Consider the following 23,814-nt stretch of genomic DNA (forward strand, 5'->3'; position numbering starts at 1 on the left):
GACCCTCGGCTGGAAGACACCAGCACAGGTCCTCGATGAGCTACTTTCGAACCCGAACCCACCACCCAGTGTTGCGATGACCGGTTGAATCCGCCGCGACATCCGCTTCACCAGACGCACATAAGCCGACCCGCCGCGACGACTCCCGCAGCGCCGGCCGAGCAGCCCGCGTCGGGGACGGGGGTGGTGCTGGCATGCCAAGCGACCTAGAATTTGCGCATGCATGCAAATACGCAACCTCCGGTCTGGGAGGACGATGTGGTCACCCTCGCTGTCGAGGTGCTGAGGATGTTGGCTGACCCCACTCGCCTCCAGGTGGCGGGGTTGTTGCTGGACGAGGAGCGGTCGGTCTCGGAGCTCGCCGGCATGTTGGACAAGCCGGTGCCGGGGGTCTCGCAGCATCTGGCGAAGATGCGGATGGCGCGCCTGGTGACTACCCGCAAGGAGGGGACCTCGGTGCTCTATCGGGTCGAGAACGGGCATGTGCGCCAGCTGGTCCTCGACACGATCGGGCACGTCGAGCATCTCCTCGACCAGGTGCCGGCGCATCACCGGTCAGCCGAGGAGCCGGCATGACCCATACGCTGCACGATCACTCACGCGACCATGCCCATGACCACAGCCACGACCATGCGCACATGGGCCGGTGGGCCAAGGTCCGGCACGCGGTCTCGGACGTGTTCGGGACGCACTCCCACGATGCGGCGGACCAGGTCGACGAAGCGCTGGAGGCCGACGTACGTGGCCGGCGGGCGTTGTGGATCAGCCTCGGTGTGCTCGCGCTGACCGCCGGTGTCCAGGCGGTCGTCGTTACCTTGACCGGGTCGGTGGCCCTGCTGGGCGACACGCTCCACAATGTCGCGGACGCGCTGACGGCGATGCCGTTGCTCGTGGCGTTCTGGCTTGCCCGGCGTCCGGCGAACGACCGGTTCACCTATGGGTACGGCCGGGCCGAGGATCTCGCCGGGCTCTTCGTCGTCGCCATGATCGCCCTGTCCAGCATCCTGGCGGGCTGGGAGGCGATCGACCGGCTCTTCCATCCGCGCGAGGTCGAGCACGTCTGGGCGGTCGCCGCGGCCGGCGTCGTCGGGTTCTGCGGCAACGAGCTCGTCGCGCGCTACCGGATCCGGGTGGGGCGGCAGATCGGCTCGGCGGCCCTGGTCGCGGACGGTCTCCACGCTCGTACGGACGGCTTCACCTCGCTGGCCGTGGTCCTCGGTGCTGTCGGGGTCGCGGCCGGGCTGCCCTGGGCCGACCCGGTGGTCGGGCTGCTGATCTCCATCGCGATCCTCGGTGTGCTGCGCTCGGCGCTCAAGCAGGTCGGTGCGCGGTTGATGGACGCGGTCACCCCCGAGGACGTACGCAGGGCGAAGGCGGCGGTGAGCACCGTGGACGGCGTCCTCGAGGTCCGCAGCCTGAGGCTGCGCTGGATCGGGCACACCCTCCATGCCGACGGCGACATCGTTGTGCCCTCGGATCTTCGCGTCTCCGCGGGCCATGACATCGCCCACCACGCCGAGGAGCACCTCCTCGAGGCGCTGCCCCGGCTCACCAGCGTGGTCCTCCACATCAGCCCCGACGGCGCGCACGCCTAGGATCTGCGGCGATGAACATCTTCGAATTCGACGGCAAGAGTCCGCAGATCCACCCCGACGCCTGGGTGGCGCCGACGGCGACGCTGATCGGTGACGTACGCCTCGGGCCGAACGCCAGCGTCTGGTACGGCGCCGTGCTGCGTGCTGACATCGGGCCGATCATTATCGGCGAGGGCTCCAACGTGCAGGACAACTCGGTGCTGCACGTACGTCCGGGCTCCTCCCTCGAGCTCGGGGCGCACAGCACGATCGCGCACGGGTGCGTGGTGCACGGGGACCGGATCGGGGCCGGGTCGCTGATCGGCAACGGCGCGGTCGTCTCGGACGCCGTGGTCATCGGCGACGGCTGCCTGATCGCCGCCGGCGCGATGGTGGTCGAGGGGACCGAGGTGCCCGACCACAGCCTGGTGATGGGTGTGCCGGCCAAGGTGCGCGCCACGATCGAGCCCGGCACCAACCCTGCGGCGATCCTGGAGCTCAACGCGCCGGGCTACGTGGCCCTCATGAAAGAGCACAGTATGAAGCTGCGCCGCGCGACCGCACGCCCGGTTCAACCCTGACCCTGAAGTTGAGGTTGAGGGTTGTCTAGGTTGAGGGTTACGCCTCGCCGCAGGCGACGCAGTGGAGCGAGCCGACCCGACGGTCGGCCTCGCAGGCCGAGCACGGGGCGATGGTCTCGCGGCCGCAGCCCTCGCAGTGCTTGCCGCGGACCGGGTAGCCGCAGTAGGGGCAGTCGCCCTTGCGTACGCGCATGGCGGGGATCCGCTTGGCCAGGAGCCGCTGGACCGCGACGAAGACACCGACGGTCGCCACTGCGCCGAAGAGCGACAGGATGAGCGGGCCGAAGTCGGCGTACTCGAAGGTGTAGTGGAATGCGAAGACCAGGGCCATGATCACCCCGGTCGCGGCGAGCGCGAAGCCGAGCGGGAGGAATCGGGAGCCGCTGCGGCGCAGCCGGTAGAGGACCCAGAACCCGATCAGGCAGAGCAGGATGATGAAGCCGAGGCGGATCCCGATCTGGATCGCCTCGTGGCCGGGGATCTCGCACGGCATGACGCCGTCGTTGCACTTGTCCCAGTCCATGTGGCGCGGCCACCAGCCAGCCACCTTGATGTAGAACCACACGGTGCCGACGAGCAGGAAGGCGGTCAGCGCGACCGCCAGGAACCGCTCGGTGCGGGTCGACTCGACCTCGTCGGCGGCGATAGGGGTCTTCATGGAGTGCTCCTGTGGGCTCTGGTGCGGGGGTGGAAGCCGACCTCGAGGCGGCAGTCGAGAGCCGCGGCCACCCGGAGGAGGGTGTCGATCTTGGGTGGGCGGGACCCGGACTCCAGCCGTGCGATCGCCGACTGGGTCGTGCCACAGAGCTCGGCGAGCTCGCGCTGGGACAGGCCGCGCGCGACCCGGTGCTCGGTGACCTGGGTGGCGATACCGACGTAGAACGCGGTGTCCTCGTCGTCGGTGCTCATGAGGTCGAAGATATCGCAGTCCTGCTATGCCTGTCCATAGCGGGACTGCTATCGACTCGGTGAGACGATTCGGGGGCGCGGCAGCGTACGGCCTAGGCTTGGCGCTTGTGAAGACGTTCGACGAGCTCTGGGCCGAGCTGAGTGAGAAGGCCCGGACCCGACCTGCAGGATCCGGCACCGTGGCGCAGCTCGACGCCGGGGTCCATGCGATCGGGAAGAAGCTGGTCGAGGAGGCCGCCGAGTCCTGGATGGCGGCCGAGTACGAGGGCAAGGAAGCGACCGCGGAGGAGATCTCCCAGCTGCTCTACCACGCCCAGGTGCTCATGCTCGCCAGCGGAATCTCGATCGACGACGTCTACTCACACCTCTGAGGGAACTCCATGACCAACTCCATGAACTCCGGCGAAAGCCCCAGTCCGCAGTCGACGACCCGCCCGCTGCGGATCGCGGTGCCCAACAAGGGCTCGCTGTCCACCTCCGCCTCCGAGCTGCTGCGCGAGGCGGGCTACCGCCAGCGCGACGACACCAAGCTCCTGACCCTCATCGACGACGAGAACGGCGTGGAGTTCTTCTACCTGCGTCCGCGCGACATCGCGCTCTACGTCGGCGAGGGCACCCTCGACATCGGCATCACCGGCCGTGACCTGCTTCTGGACTCCGGCGCCAAGGCCGACGAGGTCATCGGGCTCGGCTTCGGCCGCTCCCGGTTCCACTTCGCCGGCCGCGCCGGCGCCTTCACCTCGATCGAGGAGCTCCGCGGCAAGCGGATCGCGACCTCGTACGTCGGGGTCGTCTCCGACTTCCTGGAGCGCGAGGGGATCGACGCCGGCGTGACCCGCCTCGACGGCGCCGTGGAGACCTCCATCCAGCTCGGCGTCGCCGACGCCATCGCCGACGTGGTCGAGACCGGCTCGACGATGAGACAGGCCGGCCTGGAGATCTTCGGCGAGCCGATCATGCGCTCCGAGGCCGTGGTGATCACCCGGTCGGGCGCACAGCTGCCGGCTGAGTACGAGACGTTCAAGCGCCGTCTGGACGGCGTCCTGATCGCGCGCAGCTACGTGATGATGGACTACGACATCCGTGCCGAGTTCCTCGCCGAGGCCTCCGCGATGACCCCCGGTCTCGAGGGACCGACGGTCAGCCCGCTGCACCGCGAGGGCTGGGTCGCCGTCCGCGCGATGGTGCCGCGGGCGGGCTCGCAGAAGCTGATGGACGACCTCTACGCCGTGGGCGCCCGAGCCATCCTGCTGACGGAGATCAATGCCTGCCGGATCTGACCCTGCCGCGCCTGAGCTGCCGGTGACGCTGCCGCACACCTGGCGTCCGCTGGGCGTCCGCGTGATGGCCTGGTTCCTCGTGGCCGCGCTCGGAGTGATGTGCACGATGGTCTGGGTCGGCTTCACACCCGAGATCAAGGCCCAGGTCACCATGTTCGAGCGCCTCACCTTCGGTGCTGTGGGGCTCGGGATCGTGGTCTGCGTGCACGCGCTGACCCGGTCGCGAGTGGAAGCCCGCGCGGACGGCGTCACCGTCGTCAACGGCTACAAGCGTCGTGACCTGGAGTGGGCCGAGATCCTCTCGATCAACTTCCCCCGGGGTGCACCGTGGCCCAACATCGACCTGGCCTCGGGCCACAACATCTCCGTCCACGGAATCCAGGCCTCCGACGGCGCCTCCTCGAAGAAGTCCGTGCGCACGCTGCGGACACTGGTCGACCAGCTCTCCTGAGCGGCGGAGATGGCTGGTCGGCGAACCGCACGCGACGCTTCCCCCAATCCTGAGAAGATCGGCTGACCTGCGGCGAAGGCTGGCCTAGCGTGCTCTCTGTGACCTCTACGTCGTGGACTCGTCTCGCCGCTCCCGGCCTCGCCCTGAGCGCCGTCATCGCACTCGCAACGCTGGCCTCGGCCGAGGCCGCGCCGGTGCACCCGGTCGGCACCTGGGGTGCCGCGGCCGACCTGGTGGGGACCGGTGCAGTCGGTCTGGCGGACCGGTCGGTGCGCAACCTGGTGCACACCTCGCTGGGTGGCTCCGGCGTACGCATCACCCTCTCCAACGTCTTCGGCGACCGTCCGGTGACCTTCGCCTCGGCACACCTCGGTCGGGCGGGGGACGGAGCCGCGGTGGTGCCCGGCACGAACCGGCCGCTGACCTTCGCGGGCGCCGACGAGGTCACCGTCGCCCCGGGCACCGACGTGCTCAGCGACCCGGTCGACGCGACGGTGCCTGCCGATACGACCCTCGCGGTGAGCTTCCACGTCGTCGGCGAGAGCGGCCCGATCACCGGGCACGACGTGGCCACACAGACCTCCTACGTCTCGGGGACGGCCGGCGCGGACGTGGCCGGTCAGGAGTCGGGCGCGGCGTTCACGACGCAGATCTCCAGCTGGTACTGGGTCGAGAGCGTCGTCATCGAGAAGCCCCGCCGGGTCAGGACCGCGGTGTTCTTCGGCGACTCGATCACCGACGGCAACGGCTCCACGGTCGGAGCCGACCGGCGCTACCCGGACGTGCTGGCCGACCGGGTGGCGACGAGCCGGTTCGCCGGCCGGTTCGGAGTGATGAACGAAGGCATCTCCGCCAACCGCGTCCTGGTCGACAGCTCCGGTGGACAGCGTGCTCTGGACCGGTTCCGTCGAGATGTGCTCGAGCAGCCCGGGGTCGCCACGGTCGTGGTGCTGGCGGGTATCAACGACATCCGCTGGGACGATGCCGACGAGGCCTCCGACCTGATCGCCGCCTACCGCGACCTGATCGCGCAGGCGCACGCGGAGGACGTGTGCGTCGTGGGCGCGACCCTGACGCCGTACGAGGGTGGCAGCCGTTACACCCACGCGCGCGAACGGGTGCGGGTCGCGGTCAACGAATGGATCAGGACCTCCGGCGATTTCGACGGTGTCGTCGACTTCGACGCGGCCACCCGTGACCCGGACCGGCCGGCACGGTTCCTCCCCGCGTACGACTCCGGCGACCATCTCCACCCCGGCGACGCCGGCTATGCGGCGATGGCTGAGGCGTTCGACCTGTCGTTGCTGGACTGCGACCGCTGAGCGGTCAGCGCCGCCCCGGCGCAGGCCAGGTCATCGGATCGCGGTGATGCCCCAGAAGACCTCGAGGCGCTCGTCGGGACCGAGCTCGATCAGGTCGGTGCCCGAGTTGAACGCGTCCGGGGGAGCGGTCATCGGCTCGACCGCGAGGCTGCCTCGCGCGGGCGACTGATCGTCGGCGCTGTAGACCATCAGCCACGGGTGGTGCTCGTCGACCCACAGCTCGACGCCACCGTCCGGTCCCTGGATGGTGACCGTGGCCCGCCCGTCCTCCGCGCGGTCGAGATCGGTGAAGGCGTGGTCGAGGACGATGTCCCCGATGGTCTTGGCGGAGGTGAAGTCGTAGGCCGTCGCGGCTGTCGTCTCGCTCGTCGTGGGCAGCTTGCGCTCGGGGTCCGAGAGCAGGCGGGTCCGCGCCGGGAGAGTGAGGGTCCAGGTATCGACCGGGCCGGCGCCGACGGTGAGATACGGGTGGGCGCCGGACGCGTACGGCGCAGGGGAGTCGGCGTGGTTGGTCGCGGACTGGGTCACGGTCAGCCCGTCGGGCCCCACCGCGTACGTCACCTCGAGGTCGAGGGTCCAGGGATAGCCGCTCTGCGCCATCAGTCGGGTCGCGAGGGTGACCGAGTCCTTGGCCTCCTCGATGGGCAGCCACTGCGCCCACCGCACCAGCCCGTGGGAGGCGTTGTCCCGCGAGGCCTCGGTGAGCCCGAGCTGGTGGCTCCTTCCGGCGAACTCGTAGCGCCCGTCGCGGATCCGGTTGGGCCACGGCGCCAGCAGCTGCCCTTTGCCGCCGCTGGACTGCTCCTCGTCGCCGAAACCGGCGACCAGCTCCCGCCCCTCGTAGGACAGCAGCCGCAGCGCGCCACCACTCTCCGTCACCGTCGCGGTGTAGCCCCCGCCGTCGATCGTGAACTGCTCTCCACTCGGTCTAAGCACGTGTACAGGCTATCCAGTCGCCACGATGATGTCGGCGCGGGCGGCGGTCTGGTCGCGCGCGAAGTGCTCGGTCTCGGCCGCAGCCCAGGCGTCCCAGCGGGGCGCGAAGGTGTCGCCGTCGCGGTCGACGCCGCGTCGCCGGCGCTCCTCCTCGGGCGCGTCGACCCAGGCGAGGGCGGTGCGGAAGCCGTCGTACGCCGCGGCGCCGCTCCCGACGCCCTCGATGACGAGCAGCGGGCTCGGCGGGACCAGCACGGTCTCGGCGAGCTCGCGTGCGTGCCAGTCGTAACGGCGGTAGGAGCCCGCGGCTCCCTGGACGAGGGGGAGCAGGATGGTCTCGAGCTGGGCGATGCCCTCGGCGAGGCCCTCCCAGCCGGCGTACAGGTCGTCCATGTGGACCACCGGCGCCTGCGTCATATCGGCCAGGGCGGTGGCCAGCGTCGTCTTCCCGGAGCCGGCGGGGCCGTCGACGCAGATCAGCCGGCCCGGACCGAGGGTGGCCGGGCGGCTCATCGCGATCATCAGCAGATCGGCGGAGGGGGAGTCGGTCAACTCAGGAGATGCCGTACTTCTTCAAGATGTCGTTGACGTCGGCCAGATCGTCGTCGTCCTCGTCGATCACCGGGCTCTTGGCCGTCTTCGGAGCCGCGACCGAAGCCGGGCCGGCCGAGCCGGCGGGTGCGGCACCGGCCGCTCCCTTCCTGGCCGCACGGCTCGGCTTCTCCTTGGTGGGCAGGAGGCGGGCGAGGAAGATGAGCACGATCGCGAGCGCGGCGATGCCGAACCCGATCCAGACCGTCGGGCTGAAGACCAGGCGCGCGGCCCAGTCGGCGATCGCGTCCACGATCCTGCCGCCGGCGCGCAGGAGACCGGTCAGGTAGGCCGCCGGGGCGAGCAGCGTCCACCCCAGCGCTTTCACGCCGGCTCCGAGGCCACGCCGTCGGAGCGCGACCCAGGTCCAGATCGCGCCCAGAACGGTGAGCGCGGCGGCTAGTGCGAGGTAGGCGCCTTGGTCCATACCTGCAGTCTTCCACTCTCCTGGTCGTCTCACACCCGGACTGTCCCTGATGTCGGCCCTGATGTTCCTCTGCGGTTCAATGGGGGCGATGAACGAGAAGCGACTCCTCGGCACTGCGTTCCCCGGTGACACCGGCGAGGCCAGCCCCGAGGTCGAGGCCGTGCTGAGGTCGTACGCCGCGGGTCAGGCCACGCAGGCCGACGTGCTCACCACCTTGGCCGCTGCCCGTGTCCTGGTGCCCGTCGTCGCGGTGCTGGGCGAGGTCGAGGTCGACGAGGCCGGTCTGGCCCACGACAAGACCTCCGACATGGCCACCGTGCTGCTCACCGGCGCCGACGGGCGCCAGGCGCTGCTCGGGTTCACCGGCATGGCGCCGCTGCGGGCGTGGCAGGCCGAGGCGCGGCCGGTGCCGGTCGGGTTGCGTGACGCCGCCCAGGCCGCGGTCCATGACGGAGCCGATGCCCTCGTGCTCGATCTCGCCGGGCCGGTCCCGTTCGCGATCGAGGGAGACGACCTGCGCAAGGTGGCCGAGGGCTGGCAGCTGGCGACGGTCGGGCAGCGTACGGCCTGGGTGCGACCCTGAGGGTTTGGCCCGACGCCCGGAGCGCTCCGGGGATTGGGCCGGTGCGGAATGTTGCAGTAGTGTTCCGTGTTGACCGATCAGACCGACGTACGCCGTGGGTCTGATCCAACAAGCGGAGATCACGAAAGCGTTCTCCCACCCGCATCGACCGCGAGCAACAAAGGTCGTCGGGTCCGGTCCCGAAGACGATGTCCCAGGAGTTTCATGGGACAGACGATTCGGTGGTGCGAGCCCTGCTCGGGTGAGCGTCCTGACTGGCTTCCGCTTGTGACAATCAAGCGGAAGCCATTTTTGATTTCCGGACCGCTCGTGCACGCGGCCCGGAGACCGAGATCCAGAGCCTCCGCAGCCACAACAACTGGAGGACACATCAGCACTGAGCTTCGTATCAACGACCGGATCCGGGTTCCCGAGGTCCGCCTCGTTGGTCCCAACGGAGAGACGGTCGGCATCGTGCCGACCCCTGACGCGCTGCGCCTGGCCCAGGAGGCCGATCTCGACCTGGTCGAGATCGCCCCGCAGGGCAAGCCGCCGGTCTGCAAGCTCATGGACTACGGGAAGTTCAAGTACGAGAACGCCCAGAAGGCCCGTGAAGCCCGTCGAAACCAGACGAACGTGATCATCAAGGAGATGAAGCTTCGTCCGAAGATCGACAAGCACGACTACGAGACCAAGAAGGGTCACGTCGTGCGGTTCCTCAACGCCGGGGACAAGGTCAAGATCACGATCATGTTCCGCGGTCGTGAGCAGCACCGTCCCGAGCTCGGATTCCGCCTGCTGCAGAAGCTCGCCGAGGACGTCGAGGAGCTGGGCTTCGTCGAGTCCTCGCCGAAGCAGGACGGCCGCAACATGACCATGGTCATCGGTCCGCACAAGAAGAAGGCCGACGCCAAGGTCGAGGCCAAGGAGGCCAAGGAGGAGAAGGCCGCCGAGCGTGCCGCCGACGAGGCCGCCGAGAAGGCGGAGCGTTCGGCTGCCAACGCTGCGCGTCCGGCCTCCACTCCGAAGGTCAAGCGCCGCTCGGAGAACCTCGACCCCGATATCGACGTCTGAGCCTCCCGGGCCCAGCAAGAGACTTCCGCCGCCGCGGCGCCCCGTGACCGGCCGGACGACGAGAGAGAGAAGAACATGCCGAAGAACAAGACCCACTCCGGTTCCAAGAAGCGCTTCAAGGTGACCGGTTCCGGGAAGATCCAGCGCCTGCAGGCCGGCCGTAAGTCCGGCGCTGCGTTCGCCTCCGCGCCGACGACCGGTTCGCGCAAGAAGCACCGTCGCAACGCTGGTCTGGTGGAGCTCGCTCCCGCCGACGTCAAGCGCGCGAAGAAGCTTCTCGGTCGCTGACCGCTGATCACCCGAACTTTCCCCAAAGCATTCAAGGAGCACTGAAATGGCACGCGTCAAGCGCGCAGTGAACGCTGCGAAGAAGCGTCGCACCACCCTCGAGCGGGCCTCGGGTTACCGTGGCCAGCGTTCGCGCCTCTACCGCAAGGCGAAGGAGCAGGTCACTCACTCCCTGGTCTACGCCTACAACGACCGCCGCAAGAACAAGGGCAACTTCCGCAAGCTGTGGATCCAGCGGATCAACGCTGCCGCGCGCGCCGAGGGCATGACCTACAACCGCTTCATCCAGGGTCTCCACCTGGCCGGCATCGAGGTCGACCGCAAGATCCTCGCCGACCTCGCCGTCAACGACGTGGCCGCGTTCAACGCGATCGTCGCCCAGGCCAAGGCCGCGCTGCCGGAGGACGTCAACGCCCCGGCTTCGGCCTGAGTCATATGACGCCTCTCTCCGCGAGTAACGCTCGCGTCAAGGAGGCTCGCAAGTTGAGCCGCCGCTCGGTACGCACCGAGCGGCGGCTCTTCGTTGCCGACGGCCCGAAGGCGGTCGAGGGTGCGCTCGGCGTCCCGGGCTGCGTGCAGGAGATCCTCGCGACCGAAGCCGGAGCCGATACGTACGCCTCGATGCTGGCCGACCAGCCGGTCACGCTCGTCGATGACCGGGCGATGGCCGGGCTCTCCGACTCGGTCACCCCGGCCGGGGTGGTGGCGCTGTGTCGCTTCCTGGACGTTCCGCTCGCCGACATCGCCGGCCCGCTCGTGGTGATCTGTGCCGACGTACGCGATCCCGGCAACGCCGGCACCGTCATCCGCTGCGCTGACGCGGCCGGTGCCTCCGGGGTCGTCCTCGCGGGCGACTCGGTCGACCTCTACAACCCCAAGACCATCCGGGCCTCGGTCGGCTCCGCGTTCCACCTCCCCGTCGCCATCGAGCGCGACCCGCTGGCGGCGGTCAAGGCCGCCGAGGCCGCGGGCCTGACCGTCCTGGCGGCCGACATGCACGGCACCGCGGACCTCTTCACCGCCGACGAGCTCCTCGCCCGACCCACTGCGTGGCTGATGGGCAACGAGGCCTGGGGCATCCCGGCCGAGCTCGCCGCCGAGGCCGACGAGATCGTGAGCATCCCGATCTTCGGCAAGGCCGAGTCGCTCAACCTCTCCACCGCCGCCGCGCTCTGCCTCTATGCCAGCGCCAAAGCCCAACGCCGAGACGTCAGTTCCTGACGTCGAAGGGTCGATCGGCCTCGGAGGCTCCGGGGCTCGGCGTTCCAGCTCCCAGCAAGACGCGGTCGCGCCGAACGGGTAGCGCCGCCCAGAGCGCCACGGCGATGTAGACGACCTGCTCGGGGAGACGGAACCAGAGCGGCGTCGCCGGATCGCCGTTGAGCGGGATGTTCGCGGACGCGGCGTAGATGTTGGCGGGCAGCAGCAGGACGAAGAGCACGGCCAGTCCGACTCCGGCAGCCGAGCGGGTCCGAGCGATGACGAGCCCGATGGCGCCCAGAAGCTCCAGGACGCCGGTGCCGTAGACCGCAAGGCTGGGGAACGGGACGAACGCCGGGACCATCGCGACCAGGTCGTCGTGGCTGGGCATCATCGTGACGCTGTCCGGCACGAAGTGCGCGCTCCCGGTGAACAGCAGCAGCACCGCCAAGCCGTGGGTGGCACTGGATCGCCAGGTCGCGAAGCGGCTCACGCCGAGGGCGCCGAGCAGTCGAAAACCGGCCGTGGGAACGATGAGAAGCATGAGTGTTTCGAGCATGAGTGCTTTCCTCCGACATTGAAGTTACCGTCGGTAAGATAGGCTCGCCCTGAGATGTTGTCAATGGTAAGATTCTGGCGTGACCGACCGGAACTACCATCACGGGGACCTGCGCAGAGCTGCGCTCACCGCGACCGTCGAGGCGCTCGAGGACGGCGGCGGACCTGCCGCGCTCAGCATGCGCGACGTCGCCCGGCGGGCGGGTGTTTCGCATGCGGCGTTCTCCCACCACTTCGGCGGAAAGCGCGGTCTGCTCGCGGCGGTCGCGGCCGAGGGCTACGACCTGCTCGCGGACGCCCTGTCTGCTGCCGGTGACGACCTGATCGAGGCCGGGGTGGCGTACGTGCGGTTCGCGGCAGGGCACCCGGCGCACTTCGAGGTGATGTTCAGCCCGGAGCTCTACGATCGCGATGTGCCGGAGGCCGCGGCCGCGGGGTGGCGCGCCAGGCGGGCGCTCACCGAAGCGCTGTCGGCATCGGCCAACGAGACCACCGAGCTGGCTGCATGGTCGATGGTGCACGGCTTCGCCAGCCTGTGGCTCAGTGGCTCGATTCCGCACGGCCCTGCCGATGACGCCGGGGACTTCGCGCGCCCGGTCATCCGGCTGCTGGCCGTGCCCTGAGGGACGGTGTCCAGCAAGGTTCTGGCCTTCGCCGGTGTCTTGACCTTCGTCTGGCCTGAAGGGTGAAGGTGGCGCTCATGGACGAGCCACTGTTGACGATCGGGGCGTTCGCACGGGCCGTGGGCCTGACCGCGAGCGCGCTGCGCCACTACGACGAGTGCGGGTTGCTGGTGCCGGCGGAGGTCGACACCGGGACCGGCTATCGCTACTACACGCCCGAGCTCGCCGACCGGGCTCGGCTGATCGTCGGCATGCGCGAGGCCGGGGTCCCGATCGAGACGATGCGGGTGGTGCTCGACTCGCCGGCCGCTGAGGCCAGGGCCGCGCTGGCGGAGTTCCTCGAGGACCAGAGCGCACGCACGGCGCGGGCCGAGGAGGCCGTACGCGACGTCCTGGCGGCCGTCGATGCCGGCCCTGCCGCCAGGCCGGCGCTGGTCGAGCTGTCCGGTCCCGTGCTGGCCGCGGCGATCCGTCAGGTTCGGCACGCGGCCGAGTCCGACCCGGCCTCCGAGCTCGCCTCGGTCCTCATCGACGTCGGTGGCGCCGGCGTCGACGTGGTGGCGACCAACCGCTACTGGATGGCGGTGCGATCGCTGCCGGCAGCGGCGGAAGGCGACGGTGGCCGAGCGGTGCTCGCCCTTCCCGACGCCGCGGCACTCGCCGACCGGCTCGACTCGATCACCACGGCTGAGCTCCACATCGCCGACGGCACTCTGACGCTCGCCAGCCAGGAGCTGGGCCGCGACACCACCTACCCCGCCCACCGGCTCGTGCTCGCCGGCCTCGAGCCGGCCCGCACCCGCGCAGTGCTCGCCAGGACCGACCTGCTCGCCGGTCTGGATGCTGCCGCCTACGCCGAGGTCGACCTCTTCCTCGGCGACCAGACACGTCTCCGCTCGCCGAGCACCGCCGAGCCGAGCGACGTACGCGGCGTGGTGGCCGGCCCGCCGATCCGGCTCCGCGTCGGCACGGCATTGTTCGGGCGCGCGCTGGCTGCGTCCTTGGGGGACGAGGTGCAGCTGGCGGTGACCTCGCCGGACCGGCCGGTGGTGCTCACCTCGCCGTACCAACCCGGCTTCACCGTGCTGGTCATGCCCGTGCGCCACGACCCCGCCGGATGAGAATGGACGGGAATCGACCGGCTCGCCTCACTTGATACCCCACCGGGTCTGATACACGAAAGGTAAATCTGTTTCACTCGGGGTGCGGAGGTTCTCTCAGGGCGATGCGAAGGAGCACGGCATGACGAACGTGAGCAGACGAAGACTGTTGGCCTCGGGCGGTGCGGCGGCTGCCGCGGGCGCGACCCTCCCGCTGTGGACGTGGTCGCCGAGCGCCTCGATCGCGGGCACGGGTGCGGGCCTGGACCCCGACCATGTCTGGGACGTCCGGGCCGATCCGGTCATCGAGCGCCTCTACGGCGAGGGGATCGACAAGGTCGCCGAGGTCAACGAGGCCCTGTTGGGCTGGACCACCAACGACCAGCCGCTTCCCGACGGTCTGCCGGGTTATCTGGTCGACTTCATCGAGGAGGCGCGCCGGCTTCCGGCCTGGGCCGACCAGGGGAAGCTGAAGCTGGCCGGCACGTTCAACGAGGAGAGGTACGGCTTCTTCCTCGCTCTGCTCTACACCCTCGGCAGCGGCCTGATCAGCTGCGCGATCAAGCGCGAGGCCTGGTCGGTCTACTACTCCTACGGCGGGTCCGACATGCGCGACCGGATCGCCAAGACGACCGTGCTCGGCTACGACGTGATGGACGCCCAGGGCTGGACCGCATCGGGCCGGCTCATGGTCAACTCGGTCAAGACCCGGATGGTCCACGCCGCGGTGCGTCATCTGCTGCCGCAGTCTCCGCACTGGTCGGGCGTCGGCGCCGGGCAGAAGATCCCGATCAGCCAGGCCGACATCCTGGTCACCTTCCACAGCCTCGGCACCTGGGTGATGAAGAAGTTCACCGAGTGGAACATCGCGCCGAGCCAGGAGCTCGCCGACGCGTTCCTGCACGCCTGGAACGTCGACCTCCACCTCCTCGGCGTGCAGGAGCAGTATCTGCCGAAGGACTGGGCCGCGGCGTACGCTCAGTACGACCAGGTGATGGGCCCGGCGACCGGCGGCACCCGGGAGGGCGTCGAGCTCGCCCAGGCGCTGCTCGACGCGGCGATCGGCGAGGGCAACCCGCTGCTGCGCCACGAGCTGGAGTCGCTGGGGCGGTACGTGATCGGGGATGCGTACGCCGACATGATCGGCTTCGACAGGGACCCGCTGCTCGCGCCGCTGTGGGCGACCACGGTGCCGCTGCTGGTGACCTCCTACCAGAGCACCGTCCCCAACATCCCGATCGTCTCCAACCTGCTACCTGAAGCGGTGCACACCTTCATCAAGATCTACTTCTCGCCCGGGGACCCGGCGCCGATCACGCTCCCGTTGGGGAATCGGCCGCAGTAGCGGCCCAAGACCGTGAGGCCGTCTAGGGTGTCGGCGTGGACGCCAGAGAACTCGCCGATGCCCTGCCCGACGGTGTCGTCGTCGCCGATGCGGCCGGCGCGGTCGTCCTGGTCTCCGCCTTGGCCGGACGGATGCTCGGTGTGGATCCGCACGCGAGCCTGGGGCGGCCGCTGGGTGACGTACTCGCACTGAGCAACACCGAAGGGCAGACCTGGGCCGAGGCCAACCGGCCCTACGACACCTTGCGGACCGTCACCGGCACCCCCGAGCAGGCCTGGCTGCTGCCGGACGGCACCGAGGTGCTGGTCGTCTCGACGATCCGGCGCCCGTCCCTGGCCGCGCCGGTCGAACAGGTCGCGATCTCGCTGCGTTCGGGCAGGGGCCGCAAGCGCCTGGACCGCGAGCGGTCCGACCTGGTCGCGACCGTCGCCCACGAGCTGCGCTCGCCGCTGACCGGGGTCAAGGGATTCGTCCAGGCGCTCCTGAACCGGTGGGACAAGCTCAACGACGATCAGAAGAAGCTGATGCTCAGGACGGTCGCCTCCGACTCCGACCGGCTCTCGAGGCTGATCGCCGAGCTCCTCGACGTCGCCCGGATCGACACCGGTCGGCTGCAGCTCTATCCGCGCGCCAGCGACGCGTCCGTGCTGGTCGCCCGGGTGGTCGAGTCGGTGAGTTCGGCCACCTCGCGGCCGATCGAGCTCCATGTCGAGGGCGGGATCGACGGCGGGACCGACGGCGCGGCCGAGGACGAGCTGGAGATCCACGCCGACCCGGACAAGTTCACCCAGGTCGTCACCAACCTCGTCGAGAACGCCGTACGCCACGGCGACGGCGTCGTCACCGTGAGCCTGGGCGCGTCGCCGGACGACCCCGCCCAGGTCCTGCTGGTCGTCGAGGACCACGGTGAGGGCATCCCTGGCGAGCTCCGCCAGCGCGTGTTCACGAAGTTCTGGAAGCACGGCGCCCGAGGCGGCTCCGGCCTGGGGCTCTACATCGTCGGCGGCCTCACCCATGCCCACGGTGGCTCGGTCAGGATCGCCGACGCCGACAGCGGCGGCGCGCGCATCGAGGTCACCTGGCCCAGGGAGCAGCCCGCCACCTGAGACCGCCGGCTCGGCGCGAGTCTCACGCACCCGCGCCGAGCGGGCGGGTCAGGCGCGGGAGCGGGCCAGCAGGAAGATGAAGTACGGCGCGCCGATGAGCGCGACGACCAGGCCGGCGGGGACCTGCGCGGGGCTGATCGCGGTGCGGCCGATGGTGTCGGCGACCACGAGGAGCAACGCCCCGACCAGGATGGCGACCGGGACGACCCGCGCGCTTCGTGCGCCGACGAGCGCCCGGGCGATGTGCGGGGCGACCAGGCCGACGAAGCCGACGACGCCGACCGCGGAGACGGCCATCGCGGTGAGCACCGCGGCGGTCAGCAGGATCAGCAGTCGAGCCCGCTCCGAGGAGACCCCGACGAGTCGCGGCGTGTCCTCGTCGAGCGTGAGCAGGTCGAGCTCGCGGCGCATCACGAAGGCGATCGGGATCGCGACAGCCAAGGCGACCGCGACGGGGATGACCTGCTCCCAGCTGCGCCCATAGGTCGAGCCGGAGAGCCAGGTGTAGATCCGCGGCGTGTCCCACGGGTTGGAGCGCACCAGCAGGAAGGTGCTGAGGGAGACCGATCCGTACCAGACGCCGATGCCGATGAGCACCAGCCGGTCGGTGTCGATCCCATGCCGCCAGGCCAGGCCGTAGACGAGACCGAAGGCGACCAGCGCACCTACTGTCGCGGCGATGAGCACGGAGGTGGTCGATGCGGCGGCGGAGGTGCCGCCGCTCCAGCCCGTCGACAGACCGGTCACCACGACGACCGCGCCCACGCCCGCGCCGCCGGTGATGCCGAGGATCCCGGGCTCTGCCAGCGGGTTGCGGCAGGTGGCCTGGACGAAGGAGCCGGCGAGCGCGAGGGCGCCACCGGCGAGGACGGCCGCGCCGACACGTGGCGCCCGCTCGTCGAGCGCGAACCGGACCAGCGGGATGCCCTCGCCCTGCAGCCAGGCGACGATGTCGCCGGTGTAGAGCCACTGGTGGCCGGCGAGCAGGGCGACGACGATGGCGCCGAGGGTCAGGGCGAGCAGGAGGACGAGCACGACGAGGAACCGGACCCGGCTGCGGATCGTGACGGTGGCGCCCGGCGGTCGGCGGGTGGGGCCGGAGTCGCGTCCGCCGCGTGCCAGGAGCACCATCACGATGGCACCGGCGATCGTCGTGGTCACCCCGGTCGGGACGGACATGGCCTCGTCCGGTCCGAGCGCGGCGCGGACGACGACGTCCGCGACGACGACGACGAGCGCGCCCACCAGACCGGCGGCAGGCAGCAGGACGGCGTGCCGGTTCAGGGCCGGGACGAACCGGCCCAGCAGACGCACCAGGACGGGGGCACAGAGACCGACGAAGCCGATCGGCCCCGCCAAGGTGACCGCCGCCGAGGTGAGCAGCACGGAGAGAACGGTCCCGATCGCCCGGGTGGAGCGGACCGGCACCCCGAGGACCGAGGCGGCGTCGTCGCCCGCGGAGAGCAGGTCGAGCCGGCGCGCCAGCAGCAGGCCGGCGACCGTCGCGACGATCACCACCGGAGCCACCTGCCAGAACGCCTGCAGACCGAGCTGGCTCAGCGAGCCGCTGCCCCAGGCGAACAGGCTCGTGGTCTCCTCCGAGTAGAGGATGAGCAACGTGGACGTACCGGCCTGGAGGGCGAGCGCGACGGCGGACCCGGCCAGGATGAGGCGGGTCGTGGACGTGCCCGCGCCACCGGCGAGAGCGAGCACGATACCGGCGGCCATCAGGCCGCCGAGGAAAGCCGTGAGGCCCGAGGCCCACAGCGGGACCGACAGACCGAGCGCGGCGACCAGCGTCACCGCGAAGTAGGCCCCTCCCGTCACGGCCAGCGTGTCGGGCGAGGCCATCGCGTTGCGGGCGAGCGACTGCAGCAGCGCCCCGGCGACACCGAGGGCGAACCCGACCGCGATGCCCGCGGCGAGGCGTGGGATCCGCGAGCCGGTGATGATGTCCACCGTCGACGCGGTCGCGCCGTGGATCTGCTCACGCCCGAGCATCGCGTCGAGGAAGTCTGCGGGGCCGACCCCGGAGGTGCCCTGGGTGAGGTGCCAACCGGCGGTCAGCAGCAGCCCGGCGAGCAGGCACAGGAGGACGACAGAGGCGCCTCCGGTACCCGCCCGCGGGGCGTTGGCGGCATCGGTCACTTGTCGAGCAGGTCCACGTACGCGTCCAGCACCTGCTCGGCGGAGCGGGGACCCCCGAAGGTCCAGATGCTCGCGGGGAAGGCGTGGGTGCGGCCCTCGCTCACGGCGGGGATCGACTTCCAGACCTTGTTCTTGGCCAGCTCGGCGTTGATGTCGCCGGCGGGGTCGACGGTGCCGGTGTGGAAGAAGGTGGCGTCGCCGAGCGTGGACATGCCCTCGATGTCGGTCTGCCCGAGGCCGTACGCGGGGTCGACCTCGCCGGTCCAGGCGTTCTTCAGCCCGATCTCCTCGCCGAGCTCACCGATCAGCGAGCCCTGGCCGAACGGGCGGATCGCCACGTTGGCGCCGTCGATCCAGCCGTCGAAGTAGACGAACTCGGTGCCCGCGGCATCGGCCTCCGCGACCGCGTTCTTGGAGGCGGCGAGCTTGTCTTCGAACTCGCCGACGACCGTCTCGGCCTGCTCCTCACGGCCGGTCGCCTCGGCGATCATCTCGAAGGTGGTCACCATGTTGGCGACGGGGTCCTTGGCGTCGGCGCCCTTGGTGGCGAGGACGGGGACGTCGTACTCGGCGAGCTGCTTGAGGATCTCGTCGTCGGCGGTGTAGGCCTCGACGACGATCAGGTCGGGGTTGGTGCCGAAGAGCGTCTCCAGGTTCGGCTCGCCCCGGGTGCCGACCTCGGTGACGCTCTCGGGGAGCTCCTCGGCGGAGTCCCAGGTGCGGAAGCCCTCGCCGTCGGCGACCGCGACCGGGTCGACGCACAGCGTGAGCAGGTCCTCGGTCTGCTGCCACTCGAGGACCGCGACCCGCTCGGCGGGCTTGTCGAGCTCGACCTTGTTGCCGAAGGCGTCGGTCAGGCTGACCGGGCCGGTGGAGGTCGCGACGCCCTCGCAGCCAGCGGTTGCCTTCTTCTCGGGCTCGCCGGACTCGGCAGCCGTGGTGGTCTGTCCGCACGCGGCGAACATCAGGGCGCCTGCCGCCGTCAGGGCAGCAGTCGTCGTACGTCGAAACATCGTCTTTCCTCTTCGTGTCCGCCGGCATCAATGCCGGGCGTGATGCCTGCCGCGTGGCTCGACCCGGACGCGCCCGGTCTCCAGATCGGAGGTCACCTCGATCGGGAGCCCGTACACCTCGGAGAGGTGTTCGGCGGTGAGCACGTCAGCGGGGTCGCCGACGGCGTGCACATCGCCGTGGTGCAGCAGTACGACCTGGTCCGCCACTGCGGCGGTCTGGTTCAGGTCGTGCAGGACGACGCCGATGGCCGTCCCGTGGTGGTCCGCGAGGTCGCGGACCAGGTCAAGGATCTCGACCTGGTAGCGCAGGTCGAGATGGTTGGTGGGCTCGTCCAGGAGCAGCACACCCGTGTCCTGGGCCAGGCAGCTGGCCAGCCACACCCGTTGCAGCTCACCCCCGGAGAGCTGGTCGACCGAGCGGTCCGCCATCTTGGCGGTCCCGGTGAGCTCCAGCGCCCGGTCGATGCTCGCCAGGTCCTCCTCCGTCAGCGCGGCGAAGCGGCGCCGGTGGGGATGACGCCCGAAGCCGACGACGTCGCGGACGGTCAGGCCGGAGGGGTGCGGGCGGGACTGGGAGAGCAGCGTGACCTTGCGCGCGAACGCCCGTGCGTTCAGCGGCGCGCTGTCGGTGCCGTCGAGCTGGACCGACCCGGAGGTCACCCGGTGAAGCCGGGCCAGGGAGCGCAGCACTGTGGACTTTCCGGAGCCGTTCGGTCCGATCAGCGCGGTCACCCGGCCCGCCTCGAGACCGATCGAGACGCCATGGACCACCGTGGCACGGGCATAGCCGAGGACGAGGTCGTGACCGGAAAGGGCGGGGGGCATGAGGTGAGGCTAGCCTAACTAAATCCGGTCTCGTCTAGAGGGGCCCGCCATTCGGTCGGCAAATTCCTGAACCGGCGACACCCTTCACCGGTTACCGGTTCGCGTCTCGGGGCACCGGATTCCTACACTGGCGCTCACACACTCGACGCGACGAAAGCCAGTGATGTCCGGTCCCAACACCGACTATGACCCGGTAGAGGTCACACCCTTGAAGGCTGAGGAGGTCGAGGCCGCGCGCGATGCCGCGCTGAAGGCCATCGACGCCGCGACCAGTCTCGAGGAGCTCAAGCAGACACGGCTCGACCACGCCGGCGACCGTTCGCCGCTGGCCTTGGCCAACCGCGAGATCGGCGCGCTGCCGCCGGCAGCGCGCAAGGAGGCCGGTCAGCGCGTCGGGAAGGCGCGTGGCGCGGTCAACCAGGCGCTCGCCGCGCGGCAGAAGGTGCTCGAGGCCGAGCACGAGGCGCGGATGCTGGTGGAGGAGACCGTCGACGTGACGCTCCCGACCGACCGGCAGCCGACCGGTGGGCGGCACCCGCTCACCACCGGCGCCGAATACATCGCCGACATCTTCGTGGCGATGGGCTGGGAGGTCGCCGAGGGTCCGCTCATCGAGGCCGAGTGGCTCAACTTCGACGCCCTCAACCTCGGCCCGGACCACCCCGCCCGCACCATGCAGGACACCTTCTGGACCGAGCCGGCCGAGAACCACGTGGTTCTCCGGACCCACACCTCGCCCGTCCAGGCGCGGACGATGCTCACCTGCGAGGCGCCGATCTACGTGGTGTGCCCGGGGCGGGTCTTCCGCACCGACGAGTACGACGCGACCCACTCGCCGATGTTCCACCAGGTCGAGGGCCTCGCCATCGACGAGGGCATCTCGATGGCGAACCTGAAGGGCACCCTGGACCACTTCGCCACCCAGATGTTCGGCGAGGGCATCGTGACCCGGTTCCGGCCGTCGTACTTCCCCTTCACCGAGCCGTCGGCGGAGGTCGACCTGACCTGCTTCGTCTGCCGTGGCGCCCAGGTCCTCGACGCCGGAGACGGTCAGATGATCACGTGCCGCACCTGCAAGGGCGAGGGCTGGATCGAGTGGGGCGGTTGCGGGATCGTGAACCCGCGCGTGCTGGTCGCCTGCGGTGTCGACCCCGAGAAGTACAGCGGATTCGCGTTCGGGATGGGCATCGACCGCACCCTGATGTTCCGCACCGGCCTGTCCGACCTGCGCACCCTCTTCGAGGGCGACGTCCGGCTTACTACTGCTTTCGGGAGTGAACTGTGAAGGCCCCCCTCTCCTGGATCAAGGAGTACGTCTCGCTGCCGGAAGAACTCGGCATCGAGGAGATCACCGACCGGCTGACCGCGCTCGGCCTCAAGCTGGAGGCGATCGAGACCTCGGGTGCCGGCATCGAGGGCCCGCTCGTGGTGGGCCAGGTGCTCTCCTGCGAGCCCGAGCCGCAGAAGAACGGCAAGGTCATCAACTGGTGCACCGTCGACGTCGGTGACGCCAACGGGACCGGTGAGCCGCAGGGGATCGTCTGCGGCGCGCACAACTTCAAGCCCGGCGACAAGGTCGTGGTGATCCTGCCCGGTGGGGTGCTGCCGGGCAACTTCCAGATCTCGGCGCGCAAGACCTACGGCCACATGTCGGCCGGAATGATCTGCTCGGCCCGCGAGCTCGGGCTGGGGGAGGAGGCCGACGGCATCATCGTGCTGCCGGCAGACGCTCCCGCACCCGGGACCGACGCCCGTGAGGTGCTCGGGCTCGGTGAGGAGGTCATCGAGTTCGAGATCAACCCCGACCGGGCCTACGCGCTGTCGATGCGCGGTATCGCACGTGATGCGGCGCTTGGCTTCGATGTTCCCTTCCACGACCCGGCGCAGGTCGATTCGCCGATCGCTGACGGGTCGGGCTACCCGGTCCGCCTCGAGGACAACGGCTGCGACTTCTTCGTCACCCGGGTGATCACCGGGTTCGACCCGACGGCACCGACGCCGGAGTTCATCGTGAAGCGGCTCGAGGCCACCGGCGTACGCTCCATCTCGCTGGCCGTCGACGTCTCCAACTACGTGATGATGGAGCTCGGCCAGCCGACGCACTGCTACGACCGCGCGAAGCTGAGCGGCGACATCGTGGTGCGGCGGGCGAGCGCGGGCGAGAAGATCACCACGCTCGACGACGTCGTGCGGGAGCTGTCGCCCGAGGATCTGCTGATCACCGACGACTCCGGCCCGATCGGCATCGCCGGTGTCATGGGCGGGGCGTCCACGGAGATCTCGGCGTCGACCACGGACATCGTGGTCGAGGCCGCGCACTTCGACCCGACCACCGTCTTCCGCTCTCAGAAGCGGCACAAGCTCGGTTCAGAGGCGTCCAAGCGCTTCGAGCGTGGCGTCGACCCGCTGCTGCCGCCCGCTGCGGCTCAGCGTGTCGTCGAGCTGCTCGTCGAGCACGGCGGCGGCCAGGCCATCGGTGTCTCCGAGGTCGGTCCCGGCGCCTCGCCCGAGACGCGTGAGCCGTTCCGGACCATCACCATCCCGATCGACCTGCCGGCCCGGATCATCGGGCTCGACATCGACGAGGCGACGGTGGTGAAGGCGCTCGAGCTCATCGGCGCTCGTGTCGTCGTGTCGGGCGACTCGCTGACCGCGACCATCCCGAGCTACCGCGTCGACCTCACCGACCCCTACGACCTCGTCGAGGAGGTCGCCCGGATCGTCGGTTACGACAAGGTTCCCTCGGTGCTGCCGCGCAGGGCGACCGGTGGTGGCCTGACCCGCGCCCAGCAGCTGCGCCGCCGGATCGGTCGGGCGCTGGCCGGTGCCGGGCTGGTCGAGGTCGTCGACTTCCCGTTCGTGGGCGAGGCCGACTTCGATCGTCTCGGGCTGTCCGCCGACGACGTCCTGCGGCGCACGGTGAAGCTTGCCAACCCGCTGAGCAGCGAGGAGCCCGGCTACACCACGACGCTGCTCCCGGGTCTGCTGAAGGTCGCCGCCCGCAACATCTCCCGAGGTCAGGACGGGGTCTCTCTCTTCGAGACCGCGACCGTCGCCTTCCCGGTCGACCAGGCGGCGCCGATCTACGGCGTCGAGCGGCGGCCGTCCGCGGAGGAGATGGAGAAGCTCCTCGCCGCGATCCCGCGCCAGCCGCTGCACCTCGCCGTCGTGCTCGCCGGCGAGCGTACGCGGGGTGGCTGGTGGGGCGCCGCCGAGACCGCCTCGTGGTCGGACGCCATCGACGTCGTACGTCGCCTGGGCGCCGAGCTCGGTGTCCCCGTCGAGGTCGCCTCGGCGTCGCGGGCGCCGTGGCACCCGGGTCGTTGCGCGGTCGTCTCCGTCGACGGTGTCGAGTTCGGCCATGCCGGTGAGCTGCACCCGAACGTGTGCAAGGCGTTCGGGTTGCCCGCCCGCTCGGCCGCGGTCGAGATCGACCTGGACTACCTGATCTCGAAGGTGCCCGCCACCGCCGCCGGTCCGGTCTTCTCGACCATGCCGGTCGCCAAGGAGGACGTCGCGCTCACGGTGTCCGTCGACGTCACCGTCGCTGCCGTCGAGGCGGCGTTGCGCGAGGGTGCCGGCGAGCTGCTGGAGTCCGTCCGGCTCTTCGACGTCTACGAGGGTGACCAGGTCGGCGAGGGCAAGAAGTCGCTCGCCTTCGCGCTGCGCTTCCGCGCCCCCGACCGCACGCTCAAGGCCGAGGAGACCGCGGCCGCGCGTGAGGCGGCGGTCGCCAAGGCTGCCGAGCTGACCGGCGCCGTCCAGCGCTGAGCGCGCTGTCCGCGGCCTAGTCCTGCCCGCGTCAGAATCCCGCACAGGTGGGGTTCTGACGCGGGTCAGGTTTTCGAGGGTGGGCAATTTCCCGCCATGACGGGAGAGTGACTCATGTGCGCTGCGCCGC

27 protein-coding genes are annotated in these 23,814 nt (G+C 70.1%); 18 read left to right on the plus strand and 9 right to left on the minus strand.

The annotated features are described in order from the left end of the window. The first annotated feature begins 219 nt into the window (after positions 1-219). The 3 genes from ABZZ22_RS20245 to ABZZ22_RS20255 are packed head-to-tail and all read left to right on the plus strand — an operon-like array spanning position 220 to position 2,155. Positions 220-576: a metalloregulator ArsR/SmtB family transcription factor gene (locus tag ABZZ22_RS20245; RefSeq protein ID WP_354934900.1), complete on the plus strand. Its 357-nt coding sequence runs from the start codon at positions 220-222 to the stop codon at positions 574-576. Beyond that, positions 573-1,595: a cation diffusion facilitator family transporter gene (locus tag ABZZ22_RS20250; RefSeq protein ID WP_354934903.1), complete on the plus strand. Its 1,023-nt coding sequence runs from the start codon at positions 573-575 to the stop codon at positions 1,593-1,595. Before ABZZ22_RS20245 ends, ABZZ22_RS20250 begins: the two co-directional genes overlap by 4 nt. 11 nt (positions 1,596-1,606) lie before the next feature. After that, positions 1,607-2,155, plus strand: coding sequence for a gamma carbonic anhydrase family protein (locus tag ABZZ22_RS20255; protein WP_354934906.1), 549 nt, complete (start codon positions 1,607-1,609; stop codon positions 2,153-2,155). A gap of 37 nt (positions 2,156-2,192) precedes the next feature. On the opposite strand, the gene ABZZ22_RS20260 is transcribed toward ABZZ22_RS20255, so the two are convergent. Together ABZZ22_RS20260 and ABZZ22_RS20265 are read right to left on the minus strand one after the other, a co-directional pair. After that, a complete protein-coding gene (locus ABZZ22_RS20260; protein WP_354934909.1) occupies positions 2,193-2,813 on the minus strand; it encodes a hypothetical protein in 621 nt (206 codons plus the stop codon). Further along, positions 2,810-3,064 (minus strand): helix-turn-helix transcriptional regulator, encoded by a 255-nt coding sequence (locus ABZZ22_RS20265; protein ID WP_354934912.1) that lies wholly within the window; start codon positions 3,062-3,064, stop codon positions 2,810-2,812. Before ABZZ22_RS20265 ends, ABZZ22_RS20260 begins: the two co-directional genes overlap by 4 nt. 107 nt (positions 3,065-3,171) lie before the next feature. Here ABZZ22_RS20265 and ABZZ22_RS20270 point away from each other — a divergent pair, with 107 nt between their 5' ends. From ABZZ22_RS20270 to ABZZ22_RS20285, 4 genes are all read left to right on the plus strand, one after another. After that, positions 3,172-3,435 (plus strand): phosphoribosyl-ATP diphosphatase, encoded by a 264-nt coding sequence (locus ABZZ22_RS20270; RefSeq protein WP_292652554.1) that lies wholly within the window; start codon positions 3,172-3,174, stop codon positions 3,433-3,435. Between the two features lie 9 nt (positions 3,436-3,444). Continuing rightward, positions 3,445-4,344 (plus strand): ATP phosphoribosyltransferase, encoded by a 900-nt coding sequence (gene hisG, locus ABZZ22_RS20275; RefSeq protein WP_354934917.1) that lies wholly within the window; start codon positions 3,445-3,447, stop codon positions 4,342-4,344. Beyond that, on the plus strand, positions 4,328-4,795 hold the full coding sequence (locus ABZZ22_RS20280) for a PH domain-containing protein (RefSeq protein WP_354934920.1): 468 nt from the start codon (positions 4,328-4,330) through the stop codon (positions 4,793-4,795). The genes hisG and ABZZ22_RS20280 overlap by 17 nt, the downstream gene beginning before the upstream one ends. 98 nt (positions 4,796-4,893) lie before the next feature. Then, on the plus strand, positions 4,894-6,117 hold the full coding sequence (locus tag ABZZ22_RS20285) for an SGNH/GDSL hydrolase family protein (protein WP_354934923.1): 1,224 nt from the start codon (positions 4,894-4,896) through the stop codon (positions 6,115-6,117). Between the two features lie 30 nt (positions 6,118-6,147). On the opposite strand, the gene ABZZ22_RS20290 is transcribed toward ABZZ22_RS20285, so the two are convergent. From ABZZ22_RS20290 to ABZZ22_RS20300, 3 genes are read right to left on the minus strand one after another with little or no spacing between them, the layout of a single operon-like run. After that, positions 6,148-7,053 carry an aldose 1-epimerase family protein gene (locus ABZZ22_RS20290; protein ID WP_354934926.1) on the minus strand — a complete coding sequence of 302 codons (906 nt, stop codon included), beginning with the start codon at positions 7,051-7,053 and terminating at the stop codon, positions 6,148-6,150. Between the two features lie 9 nt (positions 7,054-7,062). Next, entirely contained in the window at positions 7,063-7,605 is a 543-nt protein-coding gene (locus ABZZ22_RS20295) for a 4-amino-4-deoxy-L-arabinose transferase (protein ID WP_354934929.1), read from the minus strand. A 1-nt stretch (position 7,606) separates the two neighbouring features. Continuing rightward, positions 7,607-8,071 carry a hypothetical protein gene (locus tag ABZZ22_RS20300; protein WP_354934932.1) on the minus strand — a complete coding sequence of 155 codons (465 nt, stop codon included), beginning with the start codon at positions 8,069-8,071 and terminating at the stop codon, positions 7,607-7,609. A gap of 88 nt (positions 8,072-8,159) precedes the next feature. On the opposite strand from ABZZ22_RS20300, the gene ABZZ22_RS20305 reads away from it, so the two are divergent. The 5 genes from ABZZ22_RS20305 to ABZZ22_RS20325 all read left to right on the plus strand — a co-directional run bounded on the left by ABZZ22_RS20305 (position 8,160) and on the right by ABZZ22_RS20325 (position 11,216). Then, positions 8,160-8,654 carry an SseB family protein gene (locus ABZZ22_RS20305; RefSeq protein WP_354934935.1) on the plus strand — a complete coding sequence of 165 codons (495 nt, stop codon included), beginning with the start codon at positions 8,160-8,162 and terminating at the stop codon, positions 8,652-8,654. A gap of 309 nt (positions 8,655-8,963) precedes the next feature. After that, positions 8,964-9,707: a translation initiation factor IF-3 gene (gene infC, locus ABZZ22_RS20310; RefSeq protein WP_354934938.1), complete on the plus strand. Its 744-nt coding sequence runs from the start codon at positions 8,964-8,966 to the stop codon at positions 9,705-9,707. Between the two features lie 75 nt (positions 9,708-9,782). Beyond that, the gene (locus tag ABZZ22_RS20315) at positions 9,783-9,995 is read left to right on the plus strand and encodes a 50S ribosomal protein L35 (protein WP_008359371.1); all 213 of its coding nucleotides are present in this window, start codon (positions 9,783-9,785) and stop codon (positions 9,993-9,995) included. Positions 9,996-10,041: 46 nt separating this feature from the next. Beyond that, positions 10,042-10,425: a 50S ribosomal protein L20 gene (gene rplT / locus ABZZ22_RS20320; protein WP_292645053.1), complete on the plus strand. Its 384-nt coding sequence runs from the start codon at positions 10,042-10,044 to the stop codon at positions 10,423-10,425. Positions 10,426-10,478: 53 nt separating this feature from the next. Beyond that, entirely contained in the window at positions 10,479-11,216 is a 738-nt protein-coding gene (locus tag ABZZ22_RS20325; protein WP_354934943.1) for an RNA methyltransferase, read from the plus strand. Here ABZZ22_RS20325 and ABZZ22_RS20330 read toward each other — a convergent pair. Then, positions 11,206-11,754: a hypothetical protein gene (locus ABZZ22_RS20330; RefSeq protein WP_354934945.1), complete on the minus strand. Its 549-nt coding sequence runs from the start codon at positions 11,752-11,754 to the stop codon at positions 11,206-11,208. The two genes, ABZZ22_RS20325 and ABZZ22_RS20330, sit on opposite strands and share 11 nt — an antisense overlap. A gap of 79 nt (positions 11,755-11,833) precedes the next feature. Between ABZZ22_RS20330 and ABZZ22_RS20335 the strand changes: the two genes are divergently transcribed. The 4 genes from ABZZ22_RS20335 (at position 11,834) to ABZZ22_RS20350 (ending at position 15,927) form a co-directional block, all read left to right on the plus strand. After that, positions 11,834-12,376 (plus strand): TetR/AcrR family transcriptional regulator, encoded by a 543-nt coding sequence (locus ABZZ22_RS20335; RefSeq protein ID WP_354934947.1) that lies wholly within the window; start codon positions 11,834-11,836, stop codon positions 12,374-12,376. Positions 12,377-12,453: 77 nt separating this feature from the next. After that, a complete protein-coding gene (locus tag ABZZ22_RS20340; RefSeq protein ID WP_354934949.1) occupies positions 12,454-13,497 on the plus strand; it encodes a MerR family transcriptional regulator in 1,044 nt (347 codons plus the stop codon). A gap of 121 nt (positions 13,498-13,618) precedes the next feature. Beyond that, positions 13,619-14,821, plus strand: a complete 1,203-nt coding sequence (locus ABZZ22_RS20345; RefSeq protein ID WP_354934952.1) for an oxygenase MpaB family protein — start codon at positions 13,619-13,621, stop codon at positions 14,819-14,821. 35 nt (positions 14,822-14,856) lie between these two features. Continuing rightward, positions 14,857-15,927 carry a HAMP domain-containing sensor histidine kinase gene (locus ABZZ22_RS20350; protein ID WP_354934955.1) on the plus strand — a complete coding sequence of 357 codons (1,071 nt, stop codon included), beginning with the start codon at positions 14,857-14,859 and terminating at the stop codon, positions 15,925-15,927. A gap of 48 nt (positions 15,928-15,975) precedes the next feature. Here the strand turns inward: ABZZ22_RS20350 and ABZZ22_RS20355 are convergent, their stop codons facing one another. From ABZZ22_RS20355 to ABZZ22_RS20365, 3 genes are read right to left on the minus strand one after another with little or no spacing between them, the layout of a single operon-like run. Then, positions 15,976-18,075 carry an iron ABC transporter permease gene (locus ABZZ22_RS20355; protein WP_354934958.1) on the minus strand — a complete coding sequence of 700 codons (2,100 nt, stop codon included), beginning with the start codon at positions 18,073-18,075 and terminating at the stop codon, positions 15,976-15,978. Continuing rightward, a complete protein-coding gene (locus ABZZ22_RS20360) occupies positions 18,072-19,088 on the minus strand; it encodes an iron-siderophore ABC transporter substrate-binding protein (protein ID WP_354934961.1) in 1,017 nt (338 codons plus the stop codon). Before ABZZ22_RS20360 ends, ABZZ22_RS20355 begins: the two co-directional genes overlap by 4 nt. 27 nt (positions 19,089-19,115) lie before the next feature. Continuing rightward, positions 19,116-19,913, minus strand: coding sequence for an ABC transporter ATP-binding protein (locus ABZZ22_RS20365; protein ID WP_354934964.1), 798 nt, complete (start codon positions 19,911-19,913; stop codon positions 19,116-19,118). 163 nt (positions 19,914-20,076) lie between these two features. Between ABZZ22_RS20365 and pheS the strand changes: the two genes are divergently transcribed. Together pheS and pheT are read left to right on the plus strand one after the other, a co-directional pair. After that, the gene (pheS, locus tag ABZZ22_RS20370; RefSeq protein ID WP_354934967.1) at positions 20,077-21,198 is read left to right on the plus strand and encodes a phenylalanine--tRNA ligase subunit alpha; all 1,122 of its coding nucleotides are present in this window, start codon (positions 20,077-20,079) and stop codon (positions 21,196-21,198) included. Beyond that, on the plus strand, positions 21,195-23,684 hold the full coding sequence (pheT, locus tag ABZZ22_RS20375) for a phenylalanine--tRNA ligase subunit beta (protein ID WP_354934970.1): 2,490 nt from the start codon (positions 21,195-21,197) through the stop codon (positions 23,682-23,684). The genes pheS and pheT overlap by 4 nt, the downstream gene beginning before the upstream one ends. The last annotated feature ends 130 nt before the right edge of the window (positions 23,685-23,814 follow it).

Origin of the sequence: Nocardioides sp. NPDC006273, assembly GCF_040613495.1 — a bacterium.
Lineage (GTDB): Bacteria > Actinomycetota > Actinomycetes > Propionibacteriales > Nocardioidaceae > Nocardioides.